Source organism: Allokutzneria multivorans, assembly GCF_039537405.1.
GTDB lineage: Bacteria > Actinomycetota > Actinomycetes > Mycobacteriales > Pseudonocardiaceae > Allokutzneria > Allokutzneria multivorans.
On record NZ_BAABAL010000020.1, the window covers coordinates 33608 to 58332 of the forward strand.

The window sequence follows — 24725 nt, forward strand, 5'->3', positions numbered from 1 at the left end:
CGCTCTGACCTGCGGAAACTTGTTGATAACGGGAAGATGTCTGTATTCGTCGGCCGGAGAATGCCATGATGGTCGAGCTTCGCGGGACGTTCTTCCCCCGCTTTCGCGCCGCGAGCGCTCAGCCGCGTGGCGCCGATCGGATACGACCGCAGATGTCCCGGGCCCTCCCCGACCGGGACGAAAGAAGGTGCCGCATGACCTGGGCAAGACACGCCAGCCCCGTTGTAGAGCACGGCCGCATCGCCGAAGCACGCGCGGTCGAGAAGGTTCACTGCGAGATCCAGAACGGCAGGGCGGCCCGCACCGTCGCTGTGCACGCCGCGAACGCGGACGACTGCCGCGAACTGCTGGAGATGCTCGGCCTCGCCGCCGACGAGGGCAAGCGCGCCCTCCAGAGGTCCTGACCCGGCCTACAAACCGGTTGGTACGCAACGGTTGTAGGTGATCATCGGCTGGAGGTTTCCGAGCTGGTGATCTCACACCGCCGTACTCGCGTCCGCGGCGGGCAGGTCGAGCCGGATCCTCGTCCCCGACATCGGGCCGGAGGAGATCCGCAACGACCCGCCCGCCGCGCGGACCACGCGGTGCGCGATGTCCAGGCCGAGCCCGGTGGAGCCCGCCCCGCTCGCGCCCCGGCTCAGCGCCTCCTCCGGATCGGCGATCCCCGGCCCGGAGTCATCGACCAGGATCGTCACCACCCCGGCGCGGTTGCGCACGCCGAGCGCGAAGCCGACACCCTCTTCGGTGTGCCGGAACACGTTGCCCAGCAAGGCATCCAGCACTGCGGCCAGCTCGTCGCGGGCGATGCGCACCGGCGCGGGCTCATCCGCGCCGACCTGGCGCCACGGCCGCTGCTGGTCTTCGGCCAGCGCCGCCCAGAACGCCAGCCGCTCCCGCCCGACCAACGCGGCGTCGCAGCCCGTCGCGTCCCCGTCGACCAAACCCCGGCGCGCGCGGCGGATGATCTCGTCGACCTCCCGCTCCAACGCGTGCACCGCACTGCGAATCCGTTGCGCCCCAGGGCCTTCGCCCAGTGTCTCGGCGTCAAGGCGCAGCGCCGTCAACGGAGTGCGCAGCCGGTGCGAGAGGTCCGCGACCAGCTCGCGCTCCGCCGTCACCAGCCCGCCGATCCGCTCCGCCATGCCGTTGAACGCGGCCGCGGTCCGCTCCAGCTCCGGCGGCGAGGCCACCTGCACGCGCGTGCCGAGATCACCGTCCCCGATCGCCTTCGCGCCCTCGGCGAGGGTGCGGGCCGAGCGCACCACCCTGGTGCCCAGCCGGTCCGCGATCAACACCGACAGCAGCACCAGCGCGAGCGCGACGGCGGTCAGCGACACCCAGGCCTCGGTCACCCCGCGTTCGAGTTCCTCCTGCGGCACGAAGGACTCCACCAGCGCGGTGCGCCGCTCGCCGAGCGCGACCGGTTGCAGCACCGCCTTGCCGTCCATGACGTCCACAATGGACGCGTGCCCGCGCCGCGTCGCCTCGCCCAGCTGCTCGCGGCTGGCCCGGCTGGTGCCGATCTGCCCGCCCTCCGCCGGGTGCACGGCGATCCGCTGCGCCAGCCCGAACTCGGTGGAGGCCAGCGCCGTCGCGATCGTCAGCGGGTCGGCGGTGATCGCCAGCACCGGGGTCAGCGCGCTGGCCTGCCGCTCCGCCTCGGTCAGCGCCCGGTCCCGCGCCAGGTCGTAGACCACCAGCATCAGCGGGACGAGGAAGGCCAGCGCCACCATCGAGGTCACCGCGAGCGAGACCAGCGCCAGGCTACGGCGCACCCGGGATCTCCAGCCTGATCCCGACCCCGCGCACGGTGTGCAGGTACACCGGCGCCGACGCGCTCTCGCCGAGCTTGCGGCGCAGCCAGGACACGTGCACGTCCAGCGTCTGGTCGTCCCTGCCCGGTGGCAGCCGCCAGACCTCGGCGAGCAGTTCCTCCCGGCTGATCACCTTGTGCGGCCGGGCCACCAGGTAGGCCAGCAGGTCGAACTCGCGCCTGGTCAGCTTCAGCTCGGTCGCGCCGAGGCGGGCCTGCCTGCTGTCCAGGTCCACCGTGATCCGCCCGGCCGAGAACGACCGCTCGGCCTCCTTCGGCCTGCTCCTGCGCAGCACCGCGGCCAGCCTGGCGGCCAGGTGCTCTCCGGAGAACGGCTTCACCAGGTAGTCGTCGGCGCCCTCGCGCAGCACCTGGATGATGTCGGCCTCGGTGTCCCGCGCGGTCGCGGCGATCACCGGGACGTCGCAGATGCCGCGCATCATCCGCAGCACCTCGACCCCGTCGATGTCCGGAAGGCCCAGGTCCAGCACGACCGCGTCCGGCACCGCCCTGGTGACCTCGCGCAACGCGTCGAAACCGGTGCTGACCGAGTAGGTGGCGTAACCGAAGTCGTTGAGCGCCCGGACCACGGCGCCTCGGATGGCGTCGTCGTCCTCGACCAGGAGCACCGATGGCATGGCCGCACGTTAACCGGTCTTGCCAGGGGATGGCACGATGGAGTGATGAAGCGGCGGCTGGGGTATCTCGGCTTGTGGCTGGTGGCGACCGCCCTCGCGGTCGGCATGGCCTGGCTGGGCCTGCGCTCCGTGCTGGTCGCCGCCGCTCCCGGCCGCCTCGACCTGCTCGACCACCTCGGCGCCGAGACCGCGCGGGCCAGTGGCAACGGCGACGCCATCGCGCTCGGGCCGCCCACCTCCGCCGCGGGCGCGACCGGACCGCTCGCGCCGACCGGCCGCTCCGGCATCCCGATCCACCCGCCCGGCCCCGGTTCGCCCGGACCCGGCCCCGTCGATCCCGGCTTCCCCACCACCACAACGCCGCCGCCGAACGTGCGGCCCACGGAGAACGGCACCAAGCCCACGACCACCCGGCCCACCGTGGGCGCCGGGACGACCACCACGACACCGCAGACCGATCCGAGCCTGCTCGGCCAGCCCGAACCGCAGACCCGGACCGTGCGCACCAGGGGTGGCGACTCCACCCTGCGCTTCGCCCAGGACGACGTCTCCGTCGTCACCGCGCGCCCCGTCTCCGGTCACGCCGTCAAGGTGGAGCGCACCTCGGCCACCTCGGTCATCGTCACCTTCTCCTCGGCCAACTCGTTCTCGCGCATCCAGGCCAACTGGAGCGACGGTCCCGCCTGGCGCATCACCGAGTACCAGTACTCGTAGCCCCCGCCCGCACCACCTGAACGACTCCTCCACTTTCACTCCGCACTGAAGCCCCGAACGACCCGTTCAGTGCGTTCAACGCACTCAACGGGTCGTTCAGTGCGTTCAAGTACCCAAACGACCCGTTCAGTGCGTACGCGGAGTGGGGGCGCCCGCGTGCCCGTGGTTGGTGGTGGCAGCAGTAAGCCAACGGCCCGTTTGGTGCGTTGAGGGCGCTGAACGGGTCGTTTGGTGCGTTCAAGTACCCGAACGATCCGTTCAGGGCCGAACGGCGTGGGCGTGGGGTCACCACTGCCAGTTGATGCCGTGGAAGCCCTTCTGGCAGTCGAGCGCGTGCAGGTAGGCCATGCGGGTGAGGTCCACGCTCACCGCGCGGCGGTCGTCGCGCGCGCCGAGGCCGAGGCGGGTGGAGCGGTGGCAGTGCGCGGGCAGTTCGCCCTCGAAGCGCACCTGGAGCAGGTACTGCGGCACGTTGGTGCGCAGGCACCGCTCGTAACAGGTGCTGGGCTTGGTGCCCGCCTCGCCGAACTCGACCTCGTACTCGACGAGCACGCTCTCGCCCTTGGCCAGTCTGCGCGCGAAGAACAGCTCGTTGACCATGACCATCCGCTCGCGGTCGTAGCGGGTCACGCACCGCTGCCCGGACAGCGAGCGCAGGCTGGTCGGCAGCGGCTGGTCGGCGTCGCCCCGGAAGATCACGACGAGCCGGTCGGCGCCGTCGGCGTTGGCCCGCTGCACCTGGCAGGAGCGCACGCGGCGCAGCGAGCGGTCGGTGCCGACGGTGACCTCGTCGTGCAGCGACAGCGCGTCGAGCTTGGCGTTGATGTGCTCGTAGGAGGTGCCCAGCGCCTTGCTCACGTCGGAGTCGGCGCCGTAGAGGTCGGTCAGGCTGAGCCGTTCCTGGGCGCGCACGCCCCGTCCGCGCGGCCGCGGCGGCCCGATGAGGCTGCTCAGCGAGCGCCTCGGCAGGCGGAGGATGTCCTCCAGCAGCGCGATCGCGCGCAGCGAGTCGGCCCGCTCCGGCCGCCGCCGTCCGCGCTGCCAGTAGCTCAGCGTGGACAGGCTCACCGTGACGCCCTGGGCGGCGAGGCGGTCCTGGATGCGGTCCAGCGGCAGGCCGCGCCGGTCGAGCGCGGTCCGCAGCGCCAGGTCGAACGGGCCGGTCCGAAGCACCTCGCTGAGCTCCTGGTCGATCGTGCGCTGCTGGGAGAGAAGCTGCTGGGACGGAAGTTGCTGTGCCTGGAGCTGCTGGGGCCGGATCTGGTGGGCCGGGATCTGGTGGGCCAGGGTCACTGCCGAAACACCCCCCGAAGGTGTCGTCGGGTCAACTGGTCAGGTGTCGGTTCCTCCGGCAGGGGAGGAAGAACCGAGCAGGGGTGACGGAAAAACTGTGACGCGCGCTTCACGTAACAACAAGACCTGACGTCCAGATCGATTTTAACAGAATTACAGGGAAATTGTTTACATACTCTTCGTGGTCGTTCTAAGGAATTATTCGGACCATTTTAAGGTGCTATTAAGGTCGAGTGTTGGCTTGCGGTGCGCACCGGTGGGGTGTACCAGTGGTACACATGCCGTTGCCGCGCTTCACCCGCCTGCCAGGAGACCGTAGGGCCGAGATACTCCGCGTGGCTAGGGCCCATTTCGCGCGGGAGTCCCCGCAGCACGCCTCCTACAACCGGATCATCGCAGCCGCCGGTATCTCCAAGACCGCCGCCTACCACTACTTCGACGGGCGCGACGACCTGCTCGGCACGGTGCTCGAAGATGTGGAAGCCCAGCTCATCGCCAGTCTCGGCCGCTGGGTCCCCGCCGAGGACGACCGCCGCTTCTGGGTGCGCCTGGCCGAGCGGACGGCCAGGGTGAAGGAGCACCTCGCCGCGAATCCGGACGATCTCGCACTCGCGCCCGCGGCCCTGGAGAGAAGCGACGGGGCGGGTCTCGCGCTCTGGCTGACCGACGTCATGGACAACGGCAGGAAGCTCGGAGTCGTGCGCTCCGATGTAGATCCGGATCTCCTGTTGGCGGTGACAACGGCGGTTTTCCGAATTTCGGACGCGTGGCCGCCGAAGCAGGTGCGGCTCTTGCTCGCCGGGCTGTGGTCCACGCCGGAGAAGCCCGCCCGTTAACAACCCGGGCGGGCATAACTCGCGATGATGCGTGCAATCGCGTCGTGTTATGGCAGTCCTCCGCCGACCGCGCCGGGGAAGTCCGTCGACTCGGCGATCTCGCGCCAGAGCTTCACGTCATCGGCGATCTCGGCCAGTTTCCCCTCGATCCCCGAGACCGCCGAGGAGCCCAGCGGCAGGTGCAGCGGGGCCTCCGCCGCGTCAGCCACCGCCAGGATCGCCGTCGCCGCGCGGACCGGGTCGCCCTCCTGCGCGTGGTTGGTCTCGGAAGCCCACGTGCGCATCGCTCCGGCGCTGCCGTCGTAGTCCGCGATCCGCTCCCGCACCACGTGCAGCGAGCTCAGGTCGAGGAAGTCAGTGCGGAACGGCCCGGGCGCCACCGAGGTCACCTGGATGCCCAGCGGGCCCAGCTCCTGGCGCAGCGCCATCGAGTAGCCCTCCACCGCGTACTTCGTCGCGCAGTACGCGCCCCAGCCCGGCCACGAGACGAACCCGCCGATCGAGCTGAGGTTGAGCACGCGCCCGGACCGCTGCGCGCGCATCACCGGCAGGACCGCCCTGGTCACGGTGAGCAGGCCGAACACGTTGACGTCGAACAGCTCCCGCACCTCGTCGTCGCTGGTCTCCTCCACGGCGCCGACCAGGCCCCTGCCAGCGTTGTTGACCAGCACGTCGATCCGGCCGAAGCGCCGAACGGCCTCCTCGACCGCCGCGCTCGCCTGCTCGGGGTGTCGCACGTCCAGCGCCACGGCGAGCAGATCGGGGTGCTCGCCGAGCGCGGCGTGGACGGTGCGCGGATCACGAGCAGCGGCGACGACGGAGTCCCCGCGCCCCAAGGCCTGCCTCGCGATCTCCAGGCCGAAGCCACGGGAAGCGCCCGTGATGAACCAGGTGGTCATTGCCCAACTCCCAGCTGTGTGCCGTGCTTGACGGCGCAGAGCCTGCATCGGCGCGACGGGCCGAACCAGGCCGCGGCGAGCCCAGGACCGGCGTTCCCACCCAGCCGTTCAGCGCGCGTGCGAGGGGCAGGTCAGCACGGGGTGCGGGCTCCAGCCCTCAGCGGCCAGCCAGGTCAGCAGCACCGTGGGCAGCCGGTCCTCGGCGACCTCGTGGGCCAGCTCGCCGATCAGGAACAGGTCCAGGCCGCACAGCTCGCACGCCAGGAACGCCAAGCCGTAATGCGGTTGGCAGGCGGCGCAGAACCGCCGCACCTCGATCTGCCCGGTCGCAGTGATCTCCAGCCACTGCTGGTCGATGTCCCTGGCGTGCTGCTCAGGAGCGGAGTCCGGCGCGCGGCGGCAGTTCGGGCAGGGCCGCGCTTCCGGGGCGCGTTGTTCGGGAATGCGGTGTTGTTCCTGTTGTTCGTGTTGTTCCGGCTCGGCGGCGCGCGGCTCCGGGGGAGCGGGGTCGAACAGGCTCAGCTGTGTCGCTGGGTCGTCCTCGTTCACGGCTACCTCCCTGTGCTGCCCTTGCGGCCCAGTGTTGTCCGCAGTCCTCTGTGGACCGAGCAGCGACACGGGGGGAGTCACACGGCTTCGCGCAGTGCGGGCAGCAGTTCCTTCTCCGCGAAGGAGAAGAAGCCTTCCTGGTGCTCGCCGCCGATCTGGACCAGCGCGAGGTCGGTGAAGCCCGCGTCGGCGAACTCCCGCACGCTCGCGAGGATCGGCTCCACGTCCGGCCCGCAGGGGATCGCGCCGGCAACGTCTTCCGGAGTCACGAACTGCGTCGCGCCAGCGAAGCCCGCCGTGCCCGGCAGCTCGGCGTTGACCTTCCAGCCGCCGCCGAACCAGCGGAACTGCTCGTGCGCCCTGGCGATCGCGGCATCGCGGTCGGCGTCCCAGCACACCGGCAGCTGGCCGATCTTGCGCGCGGAGCCCTCGGCCCTGCCGACCCAGTGCTCGTCCCACTCCCGGCACAGCCGCTGCTCGGGCTGCACCGCGATCATGGCGTCGGCGACCGGGGCGAACCGCGCGATCGACTCCTGGCCGGACACCGCGACCGCGATCGGCACCCGCGACTGCGGGAGGTCCCAGAGCTTCGCCGAGTCGACGCGGAAGTGCTCGCCCGCGTAGCTGGAGTGCCCGCCGTCGAAGAGCCCGTGGATGATCTGCACGGCCTCGGCCAGCATGTCGTGCCGCACGTCCAGCGACGGCCAGCCCTTGCCGATGACGTGCTCGTTCAGGTTCTCGCCGGAGCCGAGCCCGAGCGTGAAGCGGTCGTCGGAGAGCAGCTGCACGGTCGCGGCCTTCTGCGCGACGACCGCCGGGTGGTAGCGCATCGTCGGGCAGGTCACGTAGGTCATCAGCTCCACCCGCTCGGTGGCCTGCGCGACCGCGCCGAGCACGCTCCACGCGTACGGCGCGTGCCCCTGCTCGTCCAGCCACGGCGAGTAGTGGTCGCTGCAGACCTCGAACGCGAAGCCCGCGGCCTCGGCCGCCGTGGCGTGCCCGACCAGCTGCTTCGGCCCGGCCTGCTCGGTCATCAACGTGTATCCGATGCGCATCTGGCAGAGCTACCCGTTCCGGCGTCCCCCAATCGATATCGCCGCTAACACTATGAGGGAAGTTGGTGTTATCGTTGATAACATGAGCACTGGGCAGACACGCGTGGCGATCATCACCGGCGGTTCGCGGGGCATCGGCCGCGAGACAGCGGAACGCCTTGCCGCACAGGGGTTCCCGGTCGTCGTCAACTACGCGGGCAACGACGCCGAGGCCGAGGCGACGGTCAGGGCGATCACCGCCGCGGGCGGTCGCGCCTTCGCGCACAAGGCCGACGTCAGCGATCCCGAGGCCGTCGCCGGGCTCTTCGACGCCGCCGAGCGGGAGTACGGCGGCGTCGACGTGGTCGTGCACTCCGCGGGCGTGCTCAACGCGCTCAAGCCCATCGCCGACACCGACTTCGACGAGTTCGACCGCGTGCACCGCGTCAACGTCCGCGGCACCTTCGCCGTCGCTCAGCAGGCAGCGCGGCGAGTGCGCGGAGGCGGCGCGATCATCACCTTCTCCACCTCCGTGCTGGGGCTCGCCCCGCCCGGGTACGGCGTCTACGCGGCCACGAAGGGCGCCGTCGAGGCGATCACCATGATCCTCGCCCGCGAGCTGCGCGGCCGGGACGTCACCGTCAACACCGTCGCCCCCGGCCCGACCGCGACCGAGCTGTTCTTCACCGGCAAGGACGAGCGGACCATCGCCAGGATGGCCGCCCAGTCCCCGCTGGAGCGCCTCGGCCACCCCGCCGACATCGCCGAGGCCGTCGCCTTCCTCGCCGGGCCCGCGCGCTGGGTCAACGGCCAGGTCCTGCGCGTGAACGGCGGTATCGCCTGAGCCTGGCAGCTGCCGGAAACGCGCGCTCCTGCGCTCCGCCATGCCGTACCGTAGGTTTTCGATCACGGGGTGCAGGCGCGGTCGGGGAGCGGACATGAGCACAGCGGGCGGGCCGCACGTCCACAACGAGGTCCGCGACGTCCACGGCAAGCTCGTGCAGGTCGCCACCCAGTACGGGAACAACTACTTCTACGCCGGTCAGCGCGAGCCCGAGCCGCCGCGCCAGGTTCCCTCCGCCGTCTCCCTGTGGGTGGATCGCGACGATCATCTGTCCACATTGGATGATCTGGGGACCGTGACGCGGCTCGCGGTCATCACGGGGCCGGAGGGGGTCGGCAAGTCGGCCCTCTCGCACAAGTGCGCCGACCGCGTCGCTGAGCGGTTCACCGGCGGTCAGCTCTACGTCGACTTCGCCGCCTTCCGCAGGGAGTCCGGCTCCGGCGAAGCGGCTCTGCGCGAGGCGCTGGCCAGCTGCCTGCGCGCCTACGGTGTCTCGCCCGAGGAGATTCCGGGCAGCGTGGCGGCGTGCGGCCTGATGCTGCGGGGCGTGATGCGCAAGGCATCGCTGGTCGTGCTGGACGACGTCACCGACTCCGCGCAGGTCGGGCCGTTCGTGCCGAACTCCGAGGGCAGCGCGGTGCTGGTCACGAGCAGGCACCGCTTGGCGGAACTCGTCCTCGACGACGCGGAGTACTGCGAGCTGGACGGGCTCTCCGAAGCGGACGCACTGCTGTTGCTGCGCAATGTCGTTGGTGCGGAACGGATCGACGCTGATCCGGTGGCGGCGGGCAAAGCCGTCGCGCTGTGCGACGGACTGCCGATCGCGCTCCGGGTGGTCGCCGGGCGGCTCAAGCAGGAGCGCGGGCTGAGCCTGGCCGAGCTGGTGGAGCAGGCCGCGACAGGGCTGGACTTCTTGACGATCGGGAGGAAGCGGGTCGTGGCAGCCGTTTTCGACAACGCCTACCAGAACCTCTCAGCGCAGCTCGCCCGCTTCTACCGTGGGCTGGGGACCCTGCCGGTACTGGACATCGACCCCGACGTCGCCGCGCTGATCGACCCCGATGCCAAGGCGCTGCTGGACGATCTGGCCGATGCCAACCTCGTCGAGAAGAACGGCGAGCGCTACCGGTTCCACGGCCTCATCCGCCGCCACGCCCAGGAACGCGCGCTGGCGGAGGAGGGGACCGAGTCGCGCGAGGACCTGCTCCGCAAGATCGTCGACCACTACCTGGCGCACGTCGCGTGCGCGGACCAGGCAGTCATGGGCGCGCGCACCCGGATCGCCGACCACGCGCAACTCACGAAGAACCCCTTCGGCACTCCCAAGGAAGCGCTGGAGTGGCTGGACGAGCAGCGCGCCAACGCCCTCGCCGTGATGCGCGCCGGAGCCGAGCGCGGGTGGCACGAATCGACCTGGCAGCTGGCCGAAGCGCTGGTCGCGCTCTACGTCAACCGCCGCTACATCGCGGACTGGCTGGAGGCCACGGACCTCGGAGTCGCCGCCGCCCGCGCCGTGGGAGCCTGGCAGGCCGAAGCCACCTTGCGCATCAAGGTTTCCCGCGCCTACACCGACCTCGGGCACTTGGACCGGGCGCGCGAGGAGCTGGAGATCGCGCACGACCTGCTCAAGGACTCCGGCCACAACGTGCTGCTCGGCTCGGTTTGGGAGTTCTTCGGGCGCTACTGGGACAAGGTGGACCTGGTTCGCGCCGAGGACGCGTACCGGAAGTCCGTCCACTTCAACACCTTGGCGCAGGAGTGGCGCGGCGTCGCGCTCGCGACCTACTTCCTGGGCTGCAACCTCTTCGCCCAGGGGCGGACCACCGAAGCGCTGGAGCACCTTGACCGCGCGCTCGACGGCCTGGCGGGGCGGATGGCCGAACGTGCCAGGGCCAGTCGGGCCGAGGTGCTCGCCGCGCTCGGCGATCTCACCCGGGCGACGAGCGACCTCGCCACCGCGATCGCGAAGTTCGTCGAGTACGGAACCGTCCACTACGAGGCGCAAGCACGGATCACCCTCGCCGAAGTGCTTGTCCGGCAAGGGAACAAGGCCGGAGCGCGAGCCGAGTTCGAGCGTGCGCTAGAGATCCACAAGAGCGCACACAGCGCCGAGGCGGAGCGGCTCGAACAGCGCATCGCCGAACTCGATCAGTGAACCCGCAGCACCACGGCGCTCTCGGAAGAACCGAGCCGGAGCGTCAGTTCACCTCGGCGTAGCGCGCCTTCGAGTAGCGCGACGTAGGCGACCGACGCCAGCTGAGCGGTGGAAGCCTTGCCCAGAACGGAAATGCGCTTGCCGCCGCGCACCGCGACCTCGCATCCATCCACAGTAGACACTGCGGCGAGGCGACAACCGGGATAGCGCTGGAGCGTCTCCGGCAGCGACCATTCCGCATCGACGATGATCGAGGCGCTGTCGAACAGCAGGACGTTGCGCTCGCCCCACCTGACGACGAGATGCCGCCATTCGTCGGCGGAGGAATCGGGGAGATGCCCGCGAACCGTTGCAGGGCAACGAGTCAACGTGACGGTGGAGCCGGTCAAGCTGCCACGGACCTCGTGCGAGAACACCTCGGCGTCCTCGGGCACGGGATCGGCCGCCGCGCGCAAGGGCACGTCCATCCGGGGCTCTGCCAGCTCCAGCAGCTCGTAGCAGGCCTTGCGCAGCAGCGCCGCCGCCGAACCCGGCGTGGCGAACGCGCGCTTGGCGATCCCGTCGAAGCGCTGGGGTTCCTGCGCCGCAAGGGCTTCGTCTACCTGATCGCGCACACCAGCTGCCGAATCGAGTCGATCAGCCACTTGGCCCAGCTCCTCCAGCACGGTCCCGGGGACGATCTCCGAGCCGAATGCGGCCAGCAGCAACGGTTTCCCGAGCGCGGCAGCGTAGAGGCTGACCGAACCGTGGTCCCCCACCACGACATCTGAGGCGATCATCGTGGCGTGCCAGCCGCGAGTGGGCGGGACCAGCAGCAGTCCGCCCGCCACCGCGTTGTGCAAGCGGCGACGCAGATCCCAGTCGGAGTGCCAGGTCCACACGTTGGGGTGCACCACGGCGGCCACGCGGTACTCGTCGGCGGGCAGCTGCGCGAGCAGTTGTTCGGGCAGCGTCCGCCACGTCCCCAGTGCCGACTGCTCGCCCCACGTCGACGTGATCATCACGAGGCGCTGGCCGTCGGCGACGCGCAGCGCCTTGCGGTAGTGCGCGCGCATCGGCTCGCCCGCGAGCAACGCGTCATAGCTGGTGTCACCACCGAGAACCGTGTTCCCAGCGGTTTCGGGGCAGGCGTCGGCCAGCTGCTCCGCCTGCTCCGGGTGCGTCACCAGGTGCCAGACCCGCCTGTCCCGCAAGCGGTGCGCGGGCACGAGCCCGGAGAGCCGCGTCCCGCTGCCCGCCGAGTCCGGGACGAGCTTGTGGAAGCCGACCCCGTGCGGCAGCACAAGAACCGGCACCCGGCGGTCGAGCTGCTCCAGGTCGACGTTCTCGCTCGCGGTGATCACCAGGTGGTAGCGGGCGCGCGGCACGTCGTCCCACGCGATGAACTTGGAGTACAGCCCCTTGATCAGCTCGACGGCGCCCGCGGAGAAGCGCGAGGTCTCGTTGACGGTGAACACGATCTGCACGCGCGTGTCGCCGAGGAAGGCCTCCAGCGCTTCGAGCAACCTGATCGCCGAGGTCAGCGTGCGCGCGACCGCCAGGACCGTGGGTTCTTCGCCGAAGGTGCCCCAGCGGCGCGCGTCCCGCGCGGCGTCACGAGGGCTACCGCCCACGTTCACCTCGGTCCGCTGCGCCCGCACACGGCCATCCTCGCCACAACGGCGACGCGGCGCTCAGCGGGCCTCCGGGCCTCCGGGCCTCCGGGCCTCCGGGCCTCCGGGCCTCCGGGCCTCCGGGCCTCCGGGGGTAATTGTTGATCTTAGTCGGCGTGCGGCGGGCACCCGGTCGCGGGGGTGTGCCCGACGGCCTGCCGCGCATGGTCTTCGTCCGCTCTTCCGCAGTGGGTGTCAGCAGGGACTCTAGTCATCGAGGCTGATGCCGGAGCGCTCGGTCCAGCGATTTTGCGCGCCAGGACGCTCCGGGAACGGGTCGAAAGCAGGAAGACGGCCGCGGTCGCCGCACGCCATGCTGGTCCCGGCAGAACCGCTGGCGAAAGGACCGCGCGTGTTCGGACGACGCAGGCTCACCGTCCTGATCGGATTCCTCGCGCTCTGCCTCGCGGGCGCGACGGTCTCGGCGGCGGCACCGGCTCCCGAAAGAGGGCACGGCGCGGACTGGCCGAGCTGGCAGAAGGACCTCGCCGGGAGCAGGCACAACGCCGCCGAGCGCAAGATCACCGAGCGGACGGCGGGCGAGCTGAAGCTCAAGTGGGCCTTCGGTTTCTCCAAGATCGGCATGTTCACCTCGCACAGCCAGCCCGCGATCGTCGGCGGGACGATGTACTTCGGCGGGCCGGACGGGCTGTTCTACGCGCTGGACGCGAAGACCGGCGCGACGAAGTGGACCTTCGAGCTGCGGACCGTCGATCCTGAGCGCCGCCTGCCGGTGGTGCGCAACAGCCCCGTGGTCGTGGGGGACCGGGTCTACTTCGGCGATCTGCGCGGCTACATGTACGCGTTGAAGGCAGGCACGGGCGCGCTGGTGTGGGCGAACCGCCTCGACGAGCACGCGCAGGCGTTGCTCACCAGCTCGCCGATCCACTTCGCGGGCAGGCTCTTCGTCGGCGTCTCCAGCAACGAGAGCTCGGCGGCCGCTGACTACCCGTGCTGCACCTTCCGCGGCCAGTTCGTCTCGCTCGACGCGGCAACGGGCAAGGTGCTGTGGCGCCACTACACCGTGCCGGAGCCACAGGCCGTTGGGACGTGGCCGAGCGGTGCCACCCGGTTCGAGCCCTCCGGCGCGGCGGTCTGGGCCTCGCCGTCGATCGACCCCGCGACCGGGACCGTGTTCGTGGGCACCGGGCAGAACTACACGGGCACCAAGGGCGACAGCGATTCCGTCCTCGCGCTCGACGCGTTCACCGGCAAGGTCCGCTGGAAGCGCCAGATGACGCACCCGGACACCTGGCGGCTGATCTGCGTCGACCCGAGCGCCCCTCCCGGTCACTGCCCCGGTATGGAGAACGGCACGGCGCTGGACTACGACATCGGCTCGCTGGGCAACATCTTCACGGTCAAGGGCCGCACGCTCATCGGCATCGGGCAGAAGAGCGGCGTCTACCACGTGCTGGACGCGCGCACCGGCGAGTTCGTCTGGCAGCGGCAGCTGTCCAAGCCCGAGCCGAACGACCTCGGCCAGGGCGGAATCCTGTGGGGCGGCAGCTACGACGGCGAACGGCTCTACGTCGCGACCAACGACGCCAAGCCCGGAGCGCTGCACGCACTGGACCCGGCGACCGGCGCACTGCTCTGGAAGACGCCCAACCCGGCCAACGGGTGCGCCTGGGGCGGCTCGGCGCAGTACCCGGACGAGTGCATTCTGGCCAACCGGCCCGCGGTCACCACGACGCCCGGCGTGGTCTACGAGGGCAGCGCCGACGGCAAGATGCGGGCCTACTCGGCGCGCGACGGCCGGGTGCTGTGGGAGTACGACACGGTGCGGGAGTACCAGGGAGTCAACGGGATCACCGCTCGCGGCAGCGGGGTCTCGGCCGCGGGCGGAGCGGTCGTGGTCGACGGAATGGTCTACATCCACTCCGGCTACCACCCGGACTACGGCAACGACAAGGGCCACGTCCTGCTGGCGTTCGGTCTCTGAGGCCGATCTACCATTCCGCGGGTGACCGCCTACGACGATCTTGACGGCTTCGAGCACCTGGACACCTCGACCCTGGCACCGCGCCAGCAGCAGATCCTGGCCACGATCAGGGACTGGGCGCAGCGCCACGGGTACTCGCCCAGCACGCGCGAGATCGGCGAGGCGGTCGGCCTGCGCTCCTCGTCGTCGGTGTCCAAGCACCTCGCGAGCCTGGAGGAGCGGGGTTTCCTGCGGCGCGCCGACACCGTGTCCCGGCCGATGGACGTGCGGATGTTCCTGCGCGCGGGAGCCCCGGCGCGCCAGGCCGACGGTGACTCGGTGAGCGTGCCCGTCGTCGGTGACATCGCGGCGGGAACCCCGATCACGGCGGAGGAACACCTCGACGACACGCTCACGCTGCCCCGCGAGCTGACCGGGCGCGGCACCGTCTTCGGCCTCAGGGTGCGCGGTGACTCCATGGTCGACGCGGCGATCTGCGACGGCGACATCGTGGTGGTGCGCCAGCAGAACGAGGCCCACTCCGGCCAGATCGTCGCGGCGATGATCGACGAGGAGGCCACGGTCAAGGTCTACCGCCGCCGCAACGGCCACGTGTACCTGGAGCCCCGCAACGACGCTTACGAGGTGATCGACGGGGACCGGGCCGCGGTGCTCGGCATCGTCGTCTCCGTGCTGCGCAGCGTCTGAGCCTCAGCCCGGGGCACGCGCGAAGAGGATGCAGCCCGGGTGTTCCCCGTCGCGATCGAGCACTGTCTCCGCCTCGACCGCGAACCCCGCTTCGCGCAGCCACTCCGCGACCCGCGCGGGCGTGCGGCGGTGGACCATCAGGTTCATCGGGTGGCCGCCGTAGCCCTCCGTCTTGTGCCGCGACTCCTCGCCGAGGTGGAAGCCCAGCAGCACACGGCCCCCGGGCCTCAGCACGCGCCGGAAGCCCTCGAACACCCCGGGAACGCTGTCGTCGGGGACGTGGATCAACGACCACCAGGCGAGCACGCCGGCCAGCGAGCCGTCCGCGAGGTCCAGCTCCGTCATGGAACCGACCTCGAAGCGCACGCCCGGATGCTCGGCGCGGGCGATCTCGATCATGGCGGGGGAGAGGTCGACGCCCATCACGTCCACGCCGAGGCCGCGCAGGTGGGCGCTCACGTGCCCCGGCCCGCACCCCACGTCCGCGACCGGGCCGCCGCCGTCGGAGCGCACCAGCTCGGCGAACGCGGCCAGTGCCGAGAGCAGGTGCGGCAACTCCGCGAGCCTGTCGCGCACCAGCTCCGTGTAGCTCGCCGCGACGGTGTCGTAGGAGGTTCGGGTGTCCTCCAGCCAGTCAGCGCTCACAGCGGCTTGAGGCGAGCCTTCAGCAGGCAGAACTGGTTGCCCTCAGGATCGGTCAGCACGTGCCACTCCTCCTGGCCCGTCTGGCCGATGTCGGCGGGGCGCGCACCGAGGGCCAGCAGGCGCTCCAGTTCGGCGTCCTGGTCGCGGTCGGTGGCGTTGACGTCGATGTGCAGCCGCGACTTCCCCGGCTCCGGCCGCTCGCGGTAGCTGAGGATGATCGTCGGCTGCGGGCCGCCGAAGCCCTCGCGCGGGCCGATCTCCAGCGTGCCGTCGTCCTCCTTGCTGAGCACGACGAAGTCCAGTACCTCGCACCAGAACCGCGCCAGCAGTTCGGGGTCACGGCAACCGAGCACGAGTTCGCTGATCCGACACGCCATGCCGCGACCGTACTTCACCGGGGTGAGCGGGGGGAACAACACTGAAGCCCCATCCCTGAAAAGGAATGGGGCTTCAGACCAGTTCTCCTGGTGGGCGATACAGGGATTGAACCTGTGACCTCTTCCGTGTCAAGGAAGCGCTCTCCCACTGAGCTAATCGCCCGAGGCGGAGGCGGGAATCGAACCCGCGTACAGGGCTTTGCAGGCCCTTGCCTAAGCCACTCGGCCACTCCGCCGATGCTCTGGGATCGAAACCCCGGAGAATTCAGTCGACCCGGACGAGGGGCCTTCCGAGCGGATGACGGGATTCGAACCCGCGACCCTCACCTTGGCAAGGTGATGCGCTACCACTGCGCTACATCCGCGTGCTGCCCGGCTGGGGAGACGGTGTTCGAACTGGGTTCGATCTTGTGTTTCCCGTCGCCGTGGCGATGGCGAAACACTATCCGACACCGTCCGCCGGGATCAAATCGGGGTGGTCCTTTGTCGTTGTGCTGCCGTTGACCTGCGAGAACGCCGACTCAGCTGAGATCGTTGGACTGCAGGTGGCTGAGCGCGTCGTCGACGCTGACCCACAGGTTCTCGTTGCCGGGGACGATCAGGTCGTAGGTCCGGTCCAGGAAGTCGGCCAGCTCCTGCGCGGCCGCCTCGAACATGGCGTGGCCGGAGGGGGAGCTGAGTTCGATCACCACGACCTCGGGGTCGTCGACGGCCGGGCGGATCCGGACGTCGCCCTCGCCCGCGGCGGCGATCAGGCCGTCGGCGAGCAGGTCGCGGGCGAAGACCCATTCGACCCAGCCGGCGCGGCCGGTGCGGAACGCGGCCACCACGGCGTAGGGGTCGCGGGTGTCGTAGCGGAGCTCGACCTGGACGGGGACCGCCGGACTGCGGGGCGCCAGGAGGTCGAAGACCGCCGTGGAGCGCAGAGTCACGTGGTCGTTACGCATTGTTGCCGCCTCTCGTGCTGTCTGCCGCTCAAGTGAACGACGGAACGACATAGTTGTGACGCGAATGTGGCCCTTCGCGCTCACTTGTCGTTCATAGATCACCCGTACGGGGCAGAACTTCTTCGGTGGGCAACCGTTGGACTGCGCTCCGTAATCGATCGCCCGACACATCCGGGGTGCCGTGGCCAACTCCGGGTCGACGCGGACCGGCGCTGTGGCACCGGGCCGGGGACGGCCCCGCTGGCGTACCGGTGCTCCCCGTGTTGCGTGACCAATCGGGTACCCCGGCGGCGCGGCGGCCTCACGCTAACACCGGAGAACCGGCAGCGGACCCCGCCGGAGGGGTGAGGTCCATCGAAGGTCTTGTCGACCGCCCGAAAGGGCGATGACCTGCGGTGCGGCGGGCTGTAGCCGGGCGGTGGCCGACAGTGACCGCGGGCCCGCGAACGCGGGCGGGGACCCCCGTTTTTGTTCTTGGGCCAGGCTTGTGTACTGTTTGCTTCGCACCGCGAGAGCGGGGCCACAAACACAACTGAATTCCCGGGCGATTAGCTCAGCGGGAGAGCGCTTCGTTCACACCGAAGAGGTCACAGGTTCGATCCCTGTATCGCCCACCAGCAGTCCAGAGGCTCCGGACGGTTCACCCGTTCGGGGCCTCTGTCTCAGACAGCTGGATCCCATGCGGTACCCACGCGCCACGCGAGGGCGATTAGCTCAGTGGGAGAGCGCTTCCTTGACACGGAAGAGGTCACAGGTTCAATCCCTGTATCGCCCACCAGTCGCAGGCCCCGATCGTCGACTCCGACGGGCGGGGCCTGCTCCGTTCGGACGCCCCCTCCGCGGCGGCCGAGGCGGGTTCTGTCAGCTACCGCGAACGAGATCGTCGTGACCGATGACGTCCTCGAGCTGCCGGATCAGTTCGGCATCGGGGTGTGGGCGGCGTCCCGAGGTGTGCCGTCCCCGGTTGGTTGCCGAGCGCCAGCACGGGCATGGCCGTCTTGGACGAGAAACGGTCAGTACCACCCGAGCGCGCAGAGCCGAGGTGTGTCGTTCCATCGGAACCCGTGACACGGCGAAGGCCGCAGTCGTTCGTCGCGCATGGGAACACCCCACGCACCTTGCGGACATTGGACGTGGTCCTGACTTGTGCGAGGTCGAGCCTGGAACCGTCCTGCACCTCAGGCAAACGAGATCTCTGCCGTTGAACACGACCGAATCCACGCTGTGCGCGTCGAGATCGGCGAACGCCACGGACTGCGTGCAGTAGAGCCGAATCTCCGCTTTCCCTCTTTCGGCGGGCGATCGGGGCCGTGCGGGTGCTGGTTGACGAACGAATGGTTGGCGGCGCACGAATGTGGTGTGCGGATGCACAGCAAGCCCGTTCGGCGAGACGAGCCCCGAGCCGGATCGGTCGGCAACAGTACGCACACCGGCTTCCCGATGAGGAAACCGGCCGACCGGGCTCCAGCGGATCAGAAGCGAGGCTCAACGATGACGATGTCGACGACCGCTGGCAGTCCTGGGGACGACGACACGATCGAGCCGTCAGGGGCGGTGTTCGCGCGCCTTCAGGCAAGAGTTCCGCTGATCGTCGAGGACGTCCTGCTGCGCAGCACGGCTGAGGCGCGACGTCGCCACTTGAAGTCGGTCATCTCGCACTCCGCCTACCGGGACATGCTGACCTTCGCCAGCAGGACCCGGTTGCTGAGGGCGGCCCAGCGTCAGCCCTACCAGCCTGCGGACCTGGAGCGCTACGGCGACTTCTACGCCGCGCTCGCCGACAGCGGAATGCCCCTCACAGAGGTGCTGACCGCCGGTCGCTTGTGCTTCGCGGCAACGACGAGCCAGTACTGGGCGCACTCCCAACCCGAGGACCACGTCCAGATGACCGCGCTCTCACGGTGGATGGCCGAGCACTCGACGCCGCTGTTCGACCTGGCCGTGCGCACCTACGCCTCGCGCGTCGATCCCGCGCAGCGCTCGGCGATGCGCCACCGCCTGCTCGCGGACGCACTGCTGTCCGGCAGCGAGGTCGACACGATCACAGGTTCCCTGGGGCAGGCCGCTCCCGGTCCCTACGCGGTGTGCGTCGTGGGTGGAGACGACAGCGCGCTGTGGCCTCCTCAGCCGCTGCCGCACGGCTGCATGACGACCCGGCGCCTCGGCTACCGGGTGCTCCTGTTGCCGCTGGTTGACGACGACACGACGACCGCGTTGCGCAACCTGGACGAAGTCGTGCGGGAATGGGGACCGGCAGCTCCGAAGCACGGGATCAGCGTCGCCGTCGCCGAAGGGGCGGGCGACGTGCCGCGAGCGTTCGCCGAGGCGACGCGAACGGCACGGCTGGCGCGCGGCGACGCGTTGAGCACGAGGCGTTACTTCACCGTCGAGGACGTGCTGGTCCTCGAAGGTGTGCTCAACTCGCGCCACACCTCCGCCCGCCTCGGCCGCGTGCTGCTTCCGCTCGCTGAGCACCCGGAGCTCGTGGAGACTCTGATCGCCTTCTACAGAAACGATCTCGACCGCACGAGAACGGCTGCGGAGCTCTTCATCGCCCGCCGTACGCTCAACTACCGGATGGACAGGGTGCGCCAGCTGACAGCGCTCGATCCGACCAGCACGCGGGGGATCGTCGTGCTGAGCACCGCCCTCACCGCGTCCCTGGTGTCCCGCGCCGGGGCCACGCGCAACGCTTTCCGAACGTGAATGACGTGTTCGCGCGAAGGGAACGACCTTGTCCGTGGAGCCGGATTCGCCCCGCGAGGGCGACAGGGACCATCGGGTGTTCGACGCCGTGCCGGTGGGTCTGTGGGCGGTGGACGCCGATCTGCGCTTCCTCGCCGCCGTGGGCGCGATCTTCGACTGGCCCGGCACCCGCCGCCCCGGTCTCGGAACCCCCTTGGCCGCCTTCCTGGGACCCGAGCCCGCCGAACTCGCCGAGCCCGGGCGGCTGACCTCGTGGCGCGCCCACCGCAAGGCCCTGGCCGGTGAGGAAGTCCAGTGGCGGGTCGACCTGCCTGCAGGCCCTCACCTGTACTCGCTGTGGCCGGTGCGCTCGGGTGAGCGCGTGGATGCGGCCGTCGGGGTGCTGCTGCCGCTGAACGCCGGCTACGCGGGCTCCTTCGCCGACACCGACTCCTCCACCTGGCTCGCCGACGTCCTGCACCACCTGCCCGCCCTCGTCGCGGTGCGCGACCGTCTCGGACGGGCGATCTGGGCCTCCCGCGAGTACCAGACCGCCACCGGGCACGACATGGCCTCGCTCATCGGACGGTCGGAGGCCGAGCTGCGCCCGGACGCCGATGCCGGGCACAGTGCCCGGTTGGACGCGCGCGTGCTGGCCTCGAACCGCCCGGTGGCCAGCTCCGGGCGCTGGCGGCACCCGGACGGCTCGACGCGGGAGACCGACGAGGTCAGGTTCCCGCTGAGCGGACCGGGAGGCGACCCGCTCGTCGGGCACCTCGCGCTGGACGTCAGTGAGCGGGAGGCCGAGCGGCGCCGTGCGGAGGACGCCGAGCGCAGGTTCACCGCCTTCATGGACCACGCCCCCTTCGACGCCTGGATCAAGGACCGGCACGGGCGCTACGTCTGGGCCAACGGCGCCCACGTGCGCACCCTCGGCGGAGGCGACCTCGCCGACGTGCCGGACGCGGCGCGCTGGCGATCGGGCTTCGACGAGCGGCAGCACGGTCAGCGGATCGATCGCGGCGAGTCGGTCGCGGTCCGCGCCGAGTACACGGCGGTGGACGGACAACGACGGTGCCAGCAGGGATTCGTCTTCCCGCTCCTCGGAAAGTCCTCAGCACTGGTCGGCGGGGTCCACGCGGACGTGACCGACCTGGAGAACGCACGCAACGCCGCGCAGGTGGTCAACGACCGTTTCGAAGCGTTCATGCAGCACGCCCCCTCACCCGCGTACATGAAGGACGCCCAGGGCCGGTACGTGTGGGCCAACCGCGCCTACGTCGAACACCACCGCCTGCTCTCGGTCGAGGACGTGCTGGGTAGGTCGGCGGAAGAGCTGGAGGCACCTGAGATCGCCGCGGCGCAGCGGCGAGAGGACGAACTCACCCTCGCGTCAGGGACACCGCGGCGCATCAGCACCACCGGTGAGACCGGGTCGGTGCACGCGGTCGGCTACCGCTTCCCCGTCCCGTTCGGAAACACCACCGGGGTCGCGGGCATCTGGGTCGACACCAGCGAGCTGGCGCGGACGAGGTCCGTGCTCGCTCGGTGGCGCAACCGGCACGAGGCGCTGTTCGGGCACGCGCCGATACCCGTGCTGGTCCTGTCGGCCGACGGTCGTGTCGTGGACGCCAATCCCGCGTTCTGCGCGCTTGTCGGAGCGAGGGTTTCCGAACTGCGCACGATGACCGCGCAGCGGTTGACCAGCAAAGGCCCGTGGTCCTCGGCGCACCACGACCTCGTGTCGGGACGGGTGAACGCGGCTCGCTACGACAAGAAGTTCCTGAGACCGGACGCGACGGCCGTGATCGCCGCGGTGACGGCGGTGCGGGTCACCGACCCCGAGGACGGTGCGGACCGCGTGGTGGAGTTCGTCCAGCCGAAAGCCGCGGACCCTGGCCATCACAACGGTTCCACGCTCAACGACACGGAGGCGTCCGTGCTGTGCCTGCGCGCCGAAGGGCTCTCCCTCCTCGACATCGCCGCGCGCACCGGGATGACCAGGCGCGGGGTGGACTACCACCTCAAGGCCCTGGCCCGCAGGCTCCGTTGTCCCACCAACAACGCTGCGGCGCTGGTGGCCCGCGCCTACCACCTGGGAGTGCTGGAGCCGCGGAGTTGGCCGCCCACGGTCACCGACCCGTGGCGCTCGGACCACGGCGCCGCACCACTGTGACAGGACGTGCGGATCAGCCGCCGGAGTTCCGCGCCAGGCAGTCGACGACCGCGTCGGTGATGCCCAGCGCCGGGACCCTCTCCTCAATGTGCAGGAACTGACCGACCGGGTTGTTCTCCAGGAACACGTACTCGCCGGAGGGGGTGACGAGCAGGTCCAGGACGCCGAAGGTCAACCCGTAGCTGTGCACGAAGTCCCGGCACCGCGCCCGCACCGACTCAGGCAGAGTCGCGGGGGAGCAGTCGGGTCCCTGCGGAAGAGCATGAGGAGAACCACCCGCTGCCGCCCGGTTCTCCTCGACGTGGATCTCCGCCGCGAACACCTCGTCGCCGACGATCGTCACGTTCAGCTCCGCGCGCTTGGCGACGATTTCCTGGAGGAGGCAGGGCACTGGCGGACGTCGGTCGTCCGGCCGCAACAGGTCCTCCGTCACGGTCGTCGCGGTCCCGTTGGCCAGTGCCGTGGTGCGCATCGGGTCCGCCCAACCGGACGCCGTCGAGCGGGTGGCGCCGGAAAGGGCGGTCGTGACGATCGGCCCGCGAGAATCGGCGCGGAACCGTTGCACGGCAAGGGGATCGGTCGTGATCGTGGTGCGGGGGACGGCGAAGCCCATGCGCCGGGCGCGTCGCAGCTGCTCCCCCTTCCAGCTCGCCGCCTCGATCGCGCTGGGACGGCTCATCCAGAAGCAGTCCAGCGACTCCCACAACCGGTTCACCACGTGCGCCGCTTCCGCCGCCGCGAAGGCCCGCTCCCAGAGTTGCAGGTTCTCGCTGAAGGTCCACTCGCCGGCGGGACGCGTCCACACCGAACGAACCCGGGCGAGGTCGACCTCGCGATCCTCGTGGCGCAGCAGGACCTCGGCCCCCTGCTCGCCGTCACCGAAGGCGACGTCCAAGACCGTCGAGCGGGGCACGTCCTCGGTGTTGATCCGGACGACGTCGGCACCTCGCTCGCGCAAGCGCGAAATGACGACATCGGAGTGCAGGTCCCACGTCGACGTCACCACGATGACGGTTCGGCCACTCACAGAGCCACTTCCCTTCGTTCGTCTCCCTCGGGTCGTGGTCGATCAGCGGGGCGAGCACCACGCGGTGAGCCGAACGGAGACCTGCCACATGCCGCCCCCGGCCTGCGCGTACTTGGTGTCGTAGTTCGTCGGGGCGCACGTCACCGACGCGTTCGCCTCATAACGGCGCATGAGGTACCGGGCCTGCTCAGCCGCCCGTTCACGGATCTCGATGGTGTCGAACCCGTGAGCCCAGCTGTCGAACGTGCGCACGGTGGCGGCGATCTGCGGCTCCGCCGAGGCCGTTCCTGTGAGAGCACTCGCGGCGATGGCAGTGAAGACCGCCGCGGTCACGAGGGTGTGGACGGTGCGACGACGTGACATCGTGAAGAACCCTTCTGCGATTCGAGTGGGTGCCGTACAGATTCTGCTTCTCTCGCAAGGACTGCGGTCGCTCTCATCTGAGAAGGAAGATGCGTCGGCGTTGCGCAGGTGGGAAGTGGTGCCACCACGTCGTTGTCTTCCGCCGTCACAGTTCTGGGGCGGTGACGGGGGAGAGGACGTGCTGTGCGGGTGCCGGGGTCTTGACGTTGGTGTTGGTGCGGCGCCCGCTCCATCGAGCGAACGCGCCGATGCGGCTCAGCAACCGCAGCGGCAGCGCGGGTCGGGGCTCGCCGCGACGCATGGCGCGCTGCGTCGCGATCTCGATGCGCGACTGCTGGCGCTGCGCCGCGTCCACGACCGGTTTTCTGTGCTGCTGCACCCGCTTCGCCGCTGTGTCGACGGCGGTGGGTTCGCGCTGTCTGAGTGCGGGCACGAGGTGGTTGGCGGCCGCGACGGCGTCGGCGAGCGCGTGGTTGATGCCGGAGCCGCCGACCGGGGAGATGACGTGCGCCGCGTCTCCGATGAGCAGCAGCCCGGGCCGGGTCCACCTCGGCAGTCGGGTGATGCGCACGGTCAGCAGCGACAGCTGGGAGAAGGAGGTCAGCTCGTCGATGCGGTCGCCGAGCCAGGGCAGGTGCCTGCGCAGTTCGGTGCGGACCGGCTCGACGCCCTCCTCGCGCGCGCGGGCGTAGCTCCCGGTGGGGATGGTGAAGGCCAGCTGCCAGCGGTGGCCCTGGTTCAGCGCGGCCAGGACCCGTCCCGGCGAGCAGAAGATGTCCAGCCCGGACAGGGCGGGGTCGGTGTCGCCGTCACGGGGGAGGTCGAACCACAGCAGGTCGTTGCCCACACCGAGTTCGGTGCTGGGCAGGCCGGACAGGGCGCGGATCTTCGAAGCGCGCCCGTCCGCGGCGACGACCAGGTCGGCGGTGAGGGTGTGCGTCGTGGCGCCGCTGGTGTAGGTCAGGCCGGTGATCCGACCATCGCAGTCGTGGATCAGGGTCGAGGCTCGGGCCTTCATGCGCAGGTCGAATCCGGGGTACTGGCCCGCTTCCTCGGCGAGGAAGCCGAGGAAGGCCGGTTGCGGGATGAGTGCGTAGAAGGGATGTCGGCGGCTGGCGGTGGTGTAGTCGGTCAGGGTGTAGGTGCGCTCGACCGTGTGCCAGCGAAAGGACGTCGAACGGGTGTGGGCCACGGTCGCGAGCAGGCGATCTGCCAGACCGAGCCGATCGAGCAGATCGAGGGTGGCGGGGCTGAGCGTGTCGCCGCGGTAGCGCCGCTCGAAGTCGCCGTGGGTCTCCAGCAACGTCACGCGCGATCCCGCGCGTGCGAGCAGGTAGGCCAACAGCATCCCGGCGGGGCCCGCGCCCACGACGGCGACGTCGGTGTGCTCGGGCGAGGCGGTGTTCGGCGTCGCGTCCATCGGTCTCTAACCAATCTAGTAGCTAG

22 protein-coding genes and 5 tRNA genes are annotated in these 24725 nt (G+C 70.1%); 11 read left to right on the top strand and 16 right to left on the bottom strand.

Translation table 11 applies throughout. The features are described from left to right. Positions 1-194 precede the first annotated feature (194 nt). Positions 195-404 (top strand): hypothetical protein, encoded by a 210-nt coding sequence (locus tag ABD798_RS32725; RefSeq protein ID WP_344883818.1) that lies wholly within the window; start codon positions 195-197, stop codon positions 402-404. 72 nt (positions 405-476) lie between these two features. On the opposite strand, the gene ABD798_RS32730 is transcribed toward ABD798_RS32725, so the two are convergent. Together ABD798_RS32730 and ABD798_RS32735 are read right to left on the bottom strand one after the other, a co-directional pair. Further along, positions 477-1775 (bottom strand): sensor histidine kinase, encoded by a 1299-nt coding sequence (locus tag ABD798_RS32730; protein ID WP_344883821.1) that lies wholly within the window; start codon positions 1773-1775, stop codon positions 477-479. Beyond that, entirely contained in the window at positions 1765-2451 is a 687-nt protein-coding gene (locus tag ABD798_RS32735) for a response regulator transcription factor (protein WP_344883824.1), read from the bottom strand. The genes ABD798_RS32730 and ABD798_RS32735 overlap by 11 nt, the downstream gene beginning before the upstream one ends. 45 nt (positions 2452-2496) lie before the next feature. Between ABD798_RS32735 and ABD798_RS32740 the strand changes: the two genes are divergently transcribed. Next, positions 2497-3165, top strand: a complete 669-nt coding sequence (locus ABD798_RS32740) for a hypothetical protein (RefSeq protein ID WP_344883827.1) — start codon at positions 2497-2499, stop codon at positions 3163-3165. Between the two features lie 285 nt (positions 3166-3450). Here ABD798_RS32740 and ABD798_RS32745 read toward each other — a convergent pair whose 3' ends face one another. Then, entirely contained in the window at positions 3451-4458 is a 1008-nt protein-coding gene (locus ABD798_RS32745) for an XRE family transcriptional regulator (protein WP_344883830.1), read from the bottom strand. 335 nt (positions 4459-4793) lie between these two features. On the opposite strand from ABD798_RS32745, the gene ABD798_RS32750 reads away from it, so the two are divergent. Continuing rightward, positions 4794-5294 (top strand): TetR/AcrR family transcriptional regulator, encoded by a 501-nt coding sequence (locus tag ABD798_RS32750; RefSeq protein ID WP_344883833.1) that lies wholly within the window; start codon positions 4794-4796, stop codon positions 5292-5294. Between the two features lie 47 nt (positions 5295-5341). Here the strand turns inward: ABD798_RS32750 and ABD798_RS32755 are convergent, their stop codons facing one another. From ABD798_RS32755 to ABD798_RS32765, 3 genes are all read right to left on the bottom strand, one after another. Next, complete coding sequence (locus tag ABD798_RS32755; RefSeq protein ID WP_344883836.1) at positions 5342-6193, bottom strand: oxidoreductase; 852 nt, start codon at positions 6191-6193, stop codon at positions 5342-5344. Between the two features lie 108 nt (positions 6194-6301). After that, positions 6302-6742, bottom strand: coding sequence for a hypothetical protein (locus ABD798_RS32760; RefSeq protein ID WP_344883840.1), 441 nt, complete (start codon positions 6740-6742; stop codon positions 6302-6304). 77 nt (positions 6743-6819) lie between these two features. After that, positions 6820-7797, bottom strand: coding sequence for a TIGR03557 family F420-dependent LLM class oxidoreductase (locus ABD798_RS32765; RefSeq protein ID WP_344883843.1), 978 nt, complete (start codon positions 7795-7797; stop codon positions 6820-6822). Positions 7798-7879: 82 nt separating this feature from the next. Between ABD798_RS32765 and ABD798_RS32770 the strand changes: the two genes are divergently transcribed. After that, positions 7880-8620 (top strand): SDR family oxidoreductase, encoded by a 741-nt coding sequence (locus ABD798_RS32770; protein WP_344883846.1) that lies wholly within the window; start codon positions 7880-7882, stop codon positions 8618-8620. A gap of 94 nt (positions 8621-8714) precedes the next feature. Then, on the top strand, positions 8715-10775 hold the full coding sequence (locus ABD798_RS32775; protein WP_344883849.1) for a tetratricopeptide repeat protein: 2061 nt from the start codon (positions 8715-8717) through the stop codon (positions 10773-10775). Here the strand turns inward: ABD798_RS32775 and ABD798_RS32780 are convergent. Continuing rightward, positions 10769-12415 (bottom strand): CDP-glycerol glycerophosphotransferase family protein, encoded by a 1647-nt coding sequence (locus ABD798_RS32780; protein WP_344883852.1) that lies wholly within the window; start codon positions 12413-12415, stop codon positions 10769-10771. The genes ABD798_RS32775 and ABD798_RS32780 overlap by 7 nt on opposite strands. Before the next feature lie 364 nt (positions 12416-12779). On the opposite strand from ABD798_RS32780, the gene ABD798_RS32785 reads away from it, so the two are divergent. Next, positions 12780-14372 (top strand): outer membrane protein assembly factor BamB family protein, encoded by a 1593-nt coding sequence (locus ABD798_RS32785; protein WP_344883855.1) that lies wholly within the window; start codon positions 12780-12782, stop codon positions 14370-14372. 21 nt (positions 14373-14393) lie between these two features. Next, the gene (gene lexA, locus ABD798_RS32790; protein ID WP_344883858.1) at positions 14394-15059 is read left to right on the top strand and encodes a transcriptional repressor LexA; all 666 of its coding nucleotides are present in this window, start codon (positions 14394-14396) and stop codon (positions 15057-15059) included. A gap of 3 nt (positions 15060-15062) precedes the next feature. On the opposite strand, the gene ABD798_RS32795 is transcribed toward lexA, so the two are convergent. The 6 genes from ABD798_RS32795 to ABD798_RS32820 form a co-directional block, all read right to left on the bottom strand. Then, entirely contained in the window at positions 15063-15704 is a 642-nt protein-coding gene (locus ABD798_RS32795) for a class I SAM-dependent DNA methyltransferase (RefSeq protein WP_344883861.1), read from the bottom strand. Next, complete coding sequence (locus tag ABD798_RS32800; protein WP_344883864.1) at positions 15701-16081, bottom strand: VOC family protein; 381 nt, start codon at positions 16079-16081, stop codon at positions 15701-15703. Before ABD798_RS32800 ends, ABD798_RS32795 begins: the two co-directional genes overlap by 4 nt. An 88-nt stretch (positions 16082-16169) precedes the next feature. Beyond that, positions 16170-16244: transfer RNA gene (locus tag ABD798_RS32805), tRNA-Val, on the bottom strand. A gap of 1 nt (position 16245) precedes the next feature. Beyond that, positions 16246-16317 (bottom strand) — tRNA-Cys (locus tag ABD798_RS32810). Between the two features lie 57 nt (positions 16318-16374). Further along, positions 16375-16446 (bottom strand) — tRNA-Gly (locus ABD798_RS32815). A 156-nt stretch (positions 16447-16602) separates the two neighbouring features. Beyond that, positions 16603-17028 carry an SsgA family sporulation/cell division regulator gene (locus tag ABD798_RS32820; RefSeq protein WP_030430167.1) on the bottom strand — a complete coding sequence of 142 codons (426 nt, stop codon included), beginning with the start codon at positions 17026-17028 and terminating at the stop codon, positions 16603-16605. 542 nt (positions 17029-17570) lie between these two features. Here ABD798_RS32820 and ABD798_RS32825 point away from each other — a divergent pair. The 4 genes from ABD798_RS32825 (at position 17571) to ABD798_RS32840 (ending at position 21889) form a co-directional block, all read left to right on the top strand. Beyond that, a tRNA-Val gene (locus tag ABD798_RS32825) sits at positions 17571-17645 on the top strand. A gap of 86 nt (positions 17646-17731) precedes the next feature. After that, positions 17732-17806, top strand: a tRNA-Val gene (locus ABD798_RS32830). 719 nt (positions 17807-18525) lie between these two features. After that, complete coding sequence (locus ABD798_RS32835; RefSeq protein ID WP_344883868.1) at positions 18526-19734, top strand: PucR family transcriptional regulator; 1209 nt, start codon at positions 18526-18528, stop codon at positions 19732-19734. Between the two features lie 76 nt (positions 19735-19810). Next, positions 19811-21889, top strand: coding sequence for a PAS domain-containing protein (locus ABD798_RS32840; protein WP_344883870.1), 2079 nt, complete (start codon positions 19811-19813; stop codon positions 21887-21889). Positions 21890-21902: 13 nt separating this feature from the next. Here ABD798_RS32840 and ABD798_RS32845 read toward each other — a convergent pair whose 3' ends face one another. The 3 genes from ABD798_RS32845 to ABD798_RS32855 form a co-directional block, all read right to left on the bottom strand. Then, the gene (locus ABD798_RS32845; protein WP_344883873.1) at positions 21903-22916 is read right to left on the bottom strand and encodes an ATP-grasp domain-containing protein; all 1014 of its coding nucleotides are present in this window, start codon (positions 22914-22916) and stop codon (positions 21903-21905) included. Positions 22917-22958: 42 nt separating this feature from the next. Then, positions 22959-23279, bottom strand: a complete 321-nt coding sequence (locus ABD798_RS32850; RefSeq protein WP_344883876.1) for a hypothetical protein — start codon at positions 23277-23279, stop codon at positions 22959-22961. Positions 23280-23424: 145 nt separating this feature from the next. Beyond that, positions 23425-24699: an FAD-dependent oxidoreductase gene (locus ABD798_RS32855; protein WP_344883879.1), complete on the bottom strand. Its 1275-nt coding sequence runs from the start codon at positions 24697-24699 to the stop codon at positions 23425-23427. Positions 24700-24725 lie beyond the last annotated feature (26 nt).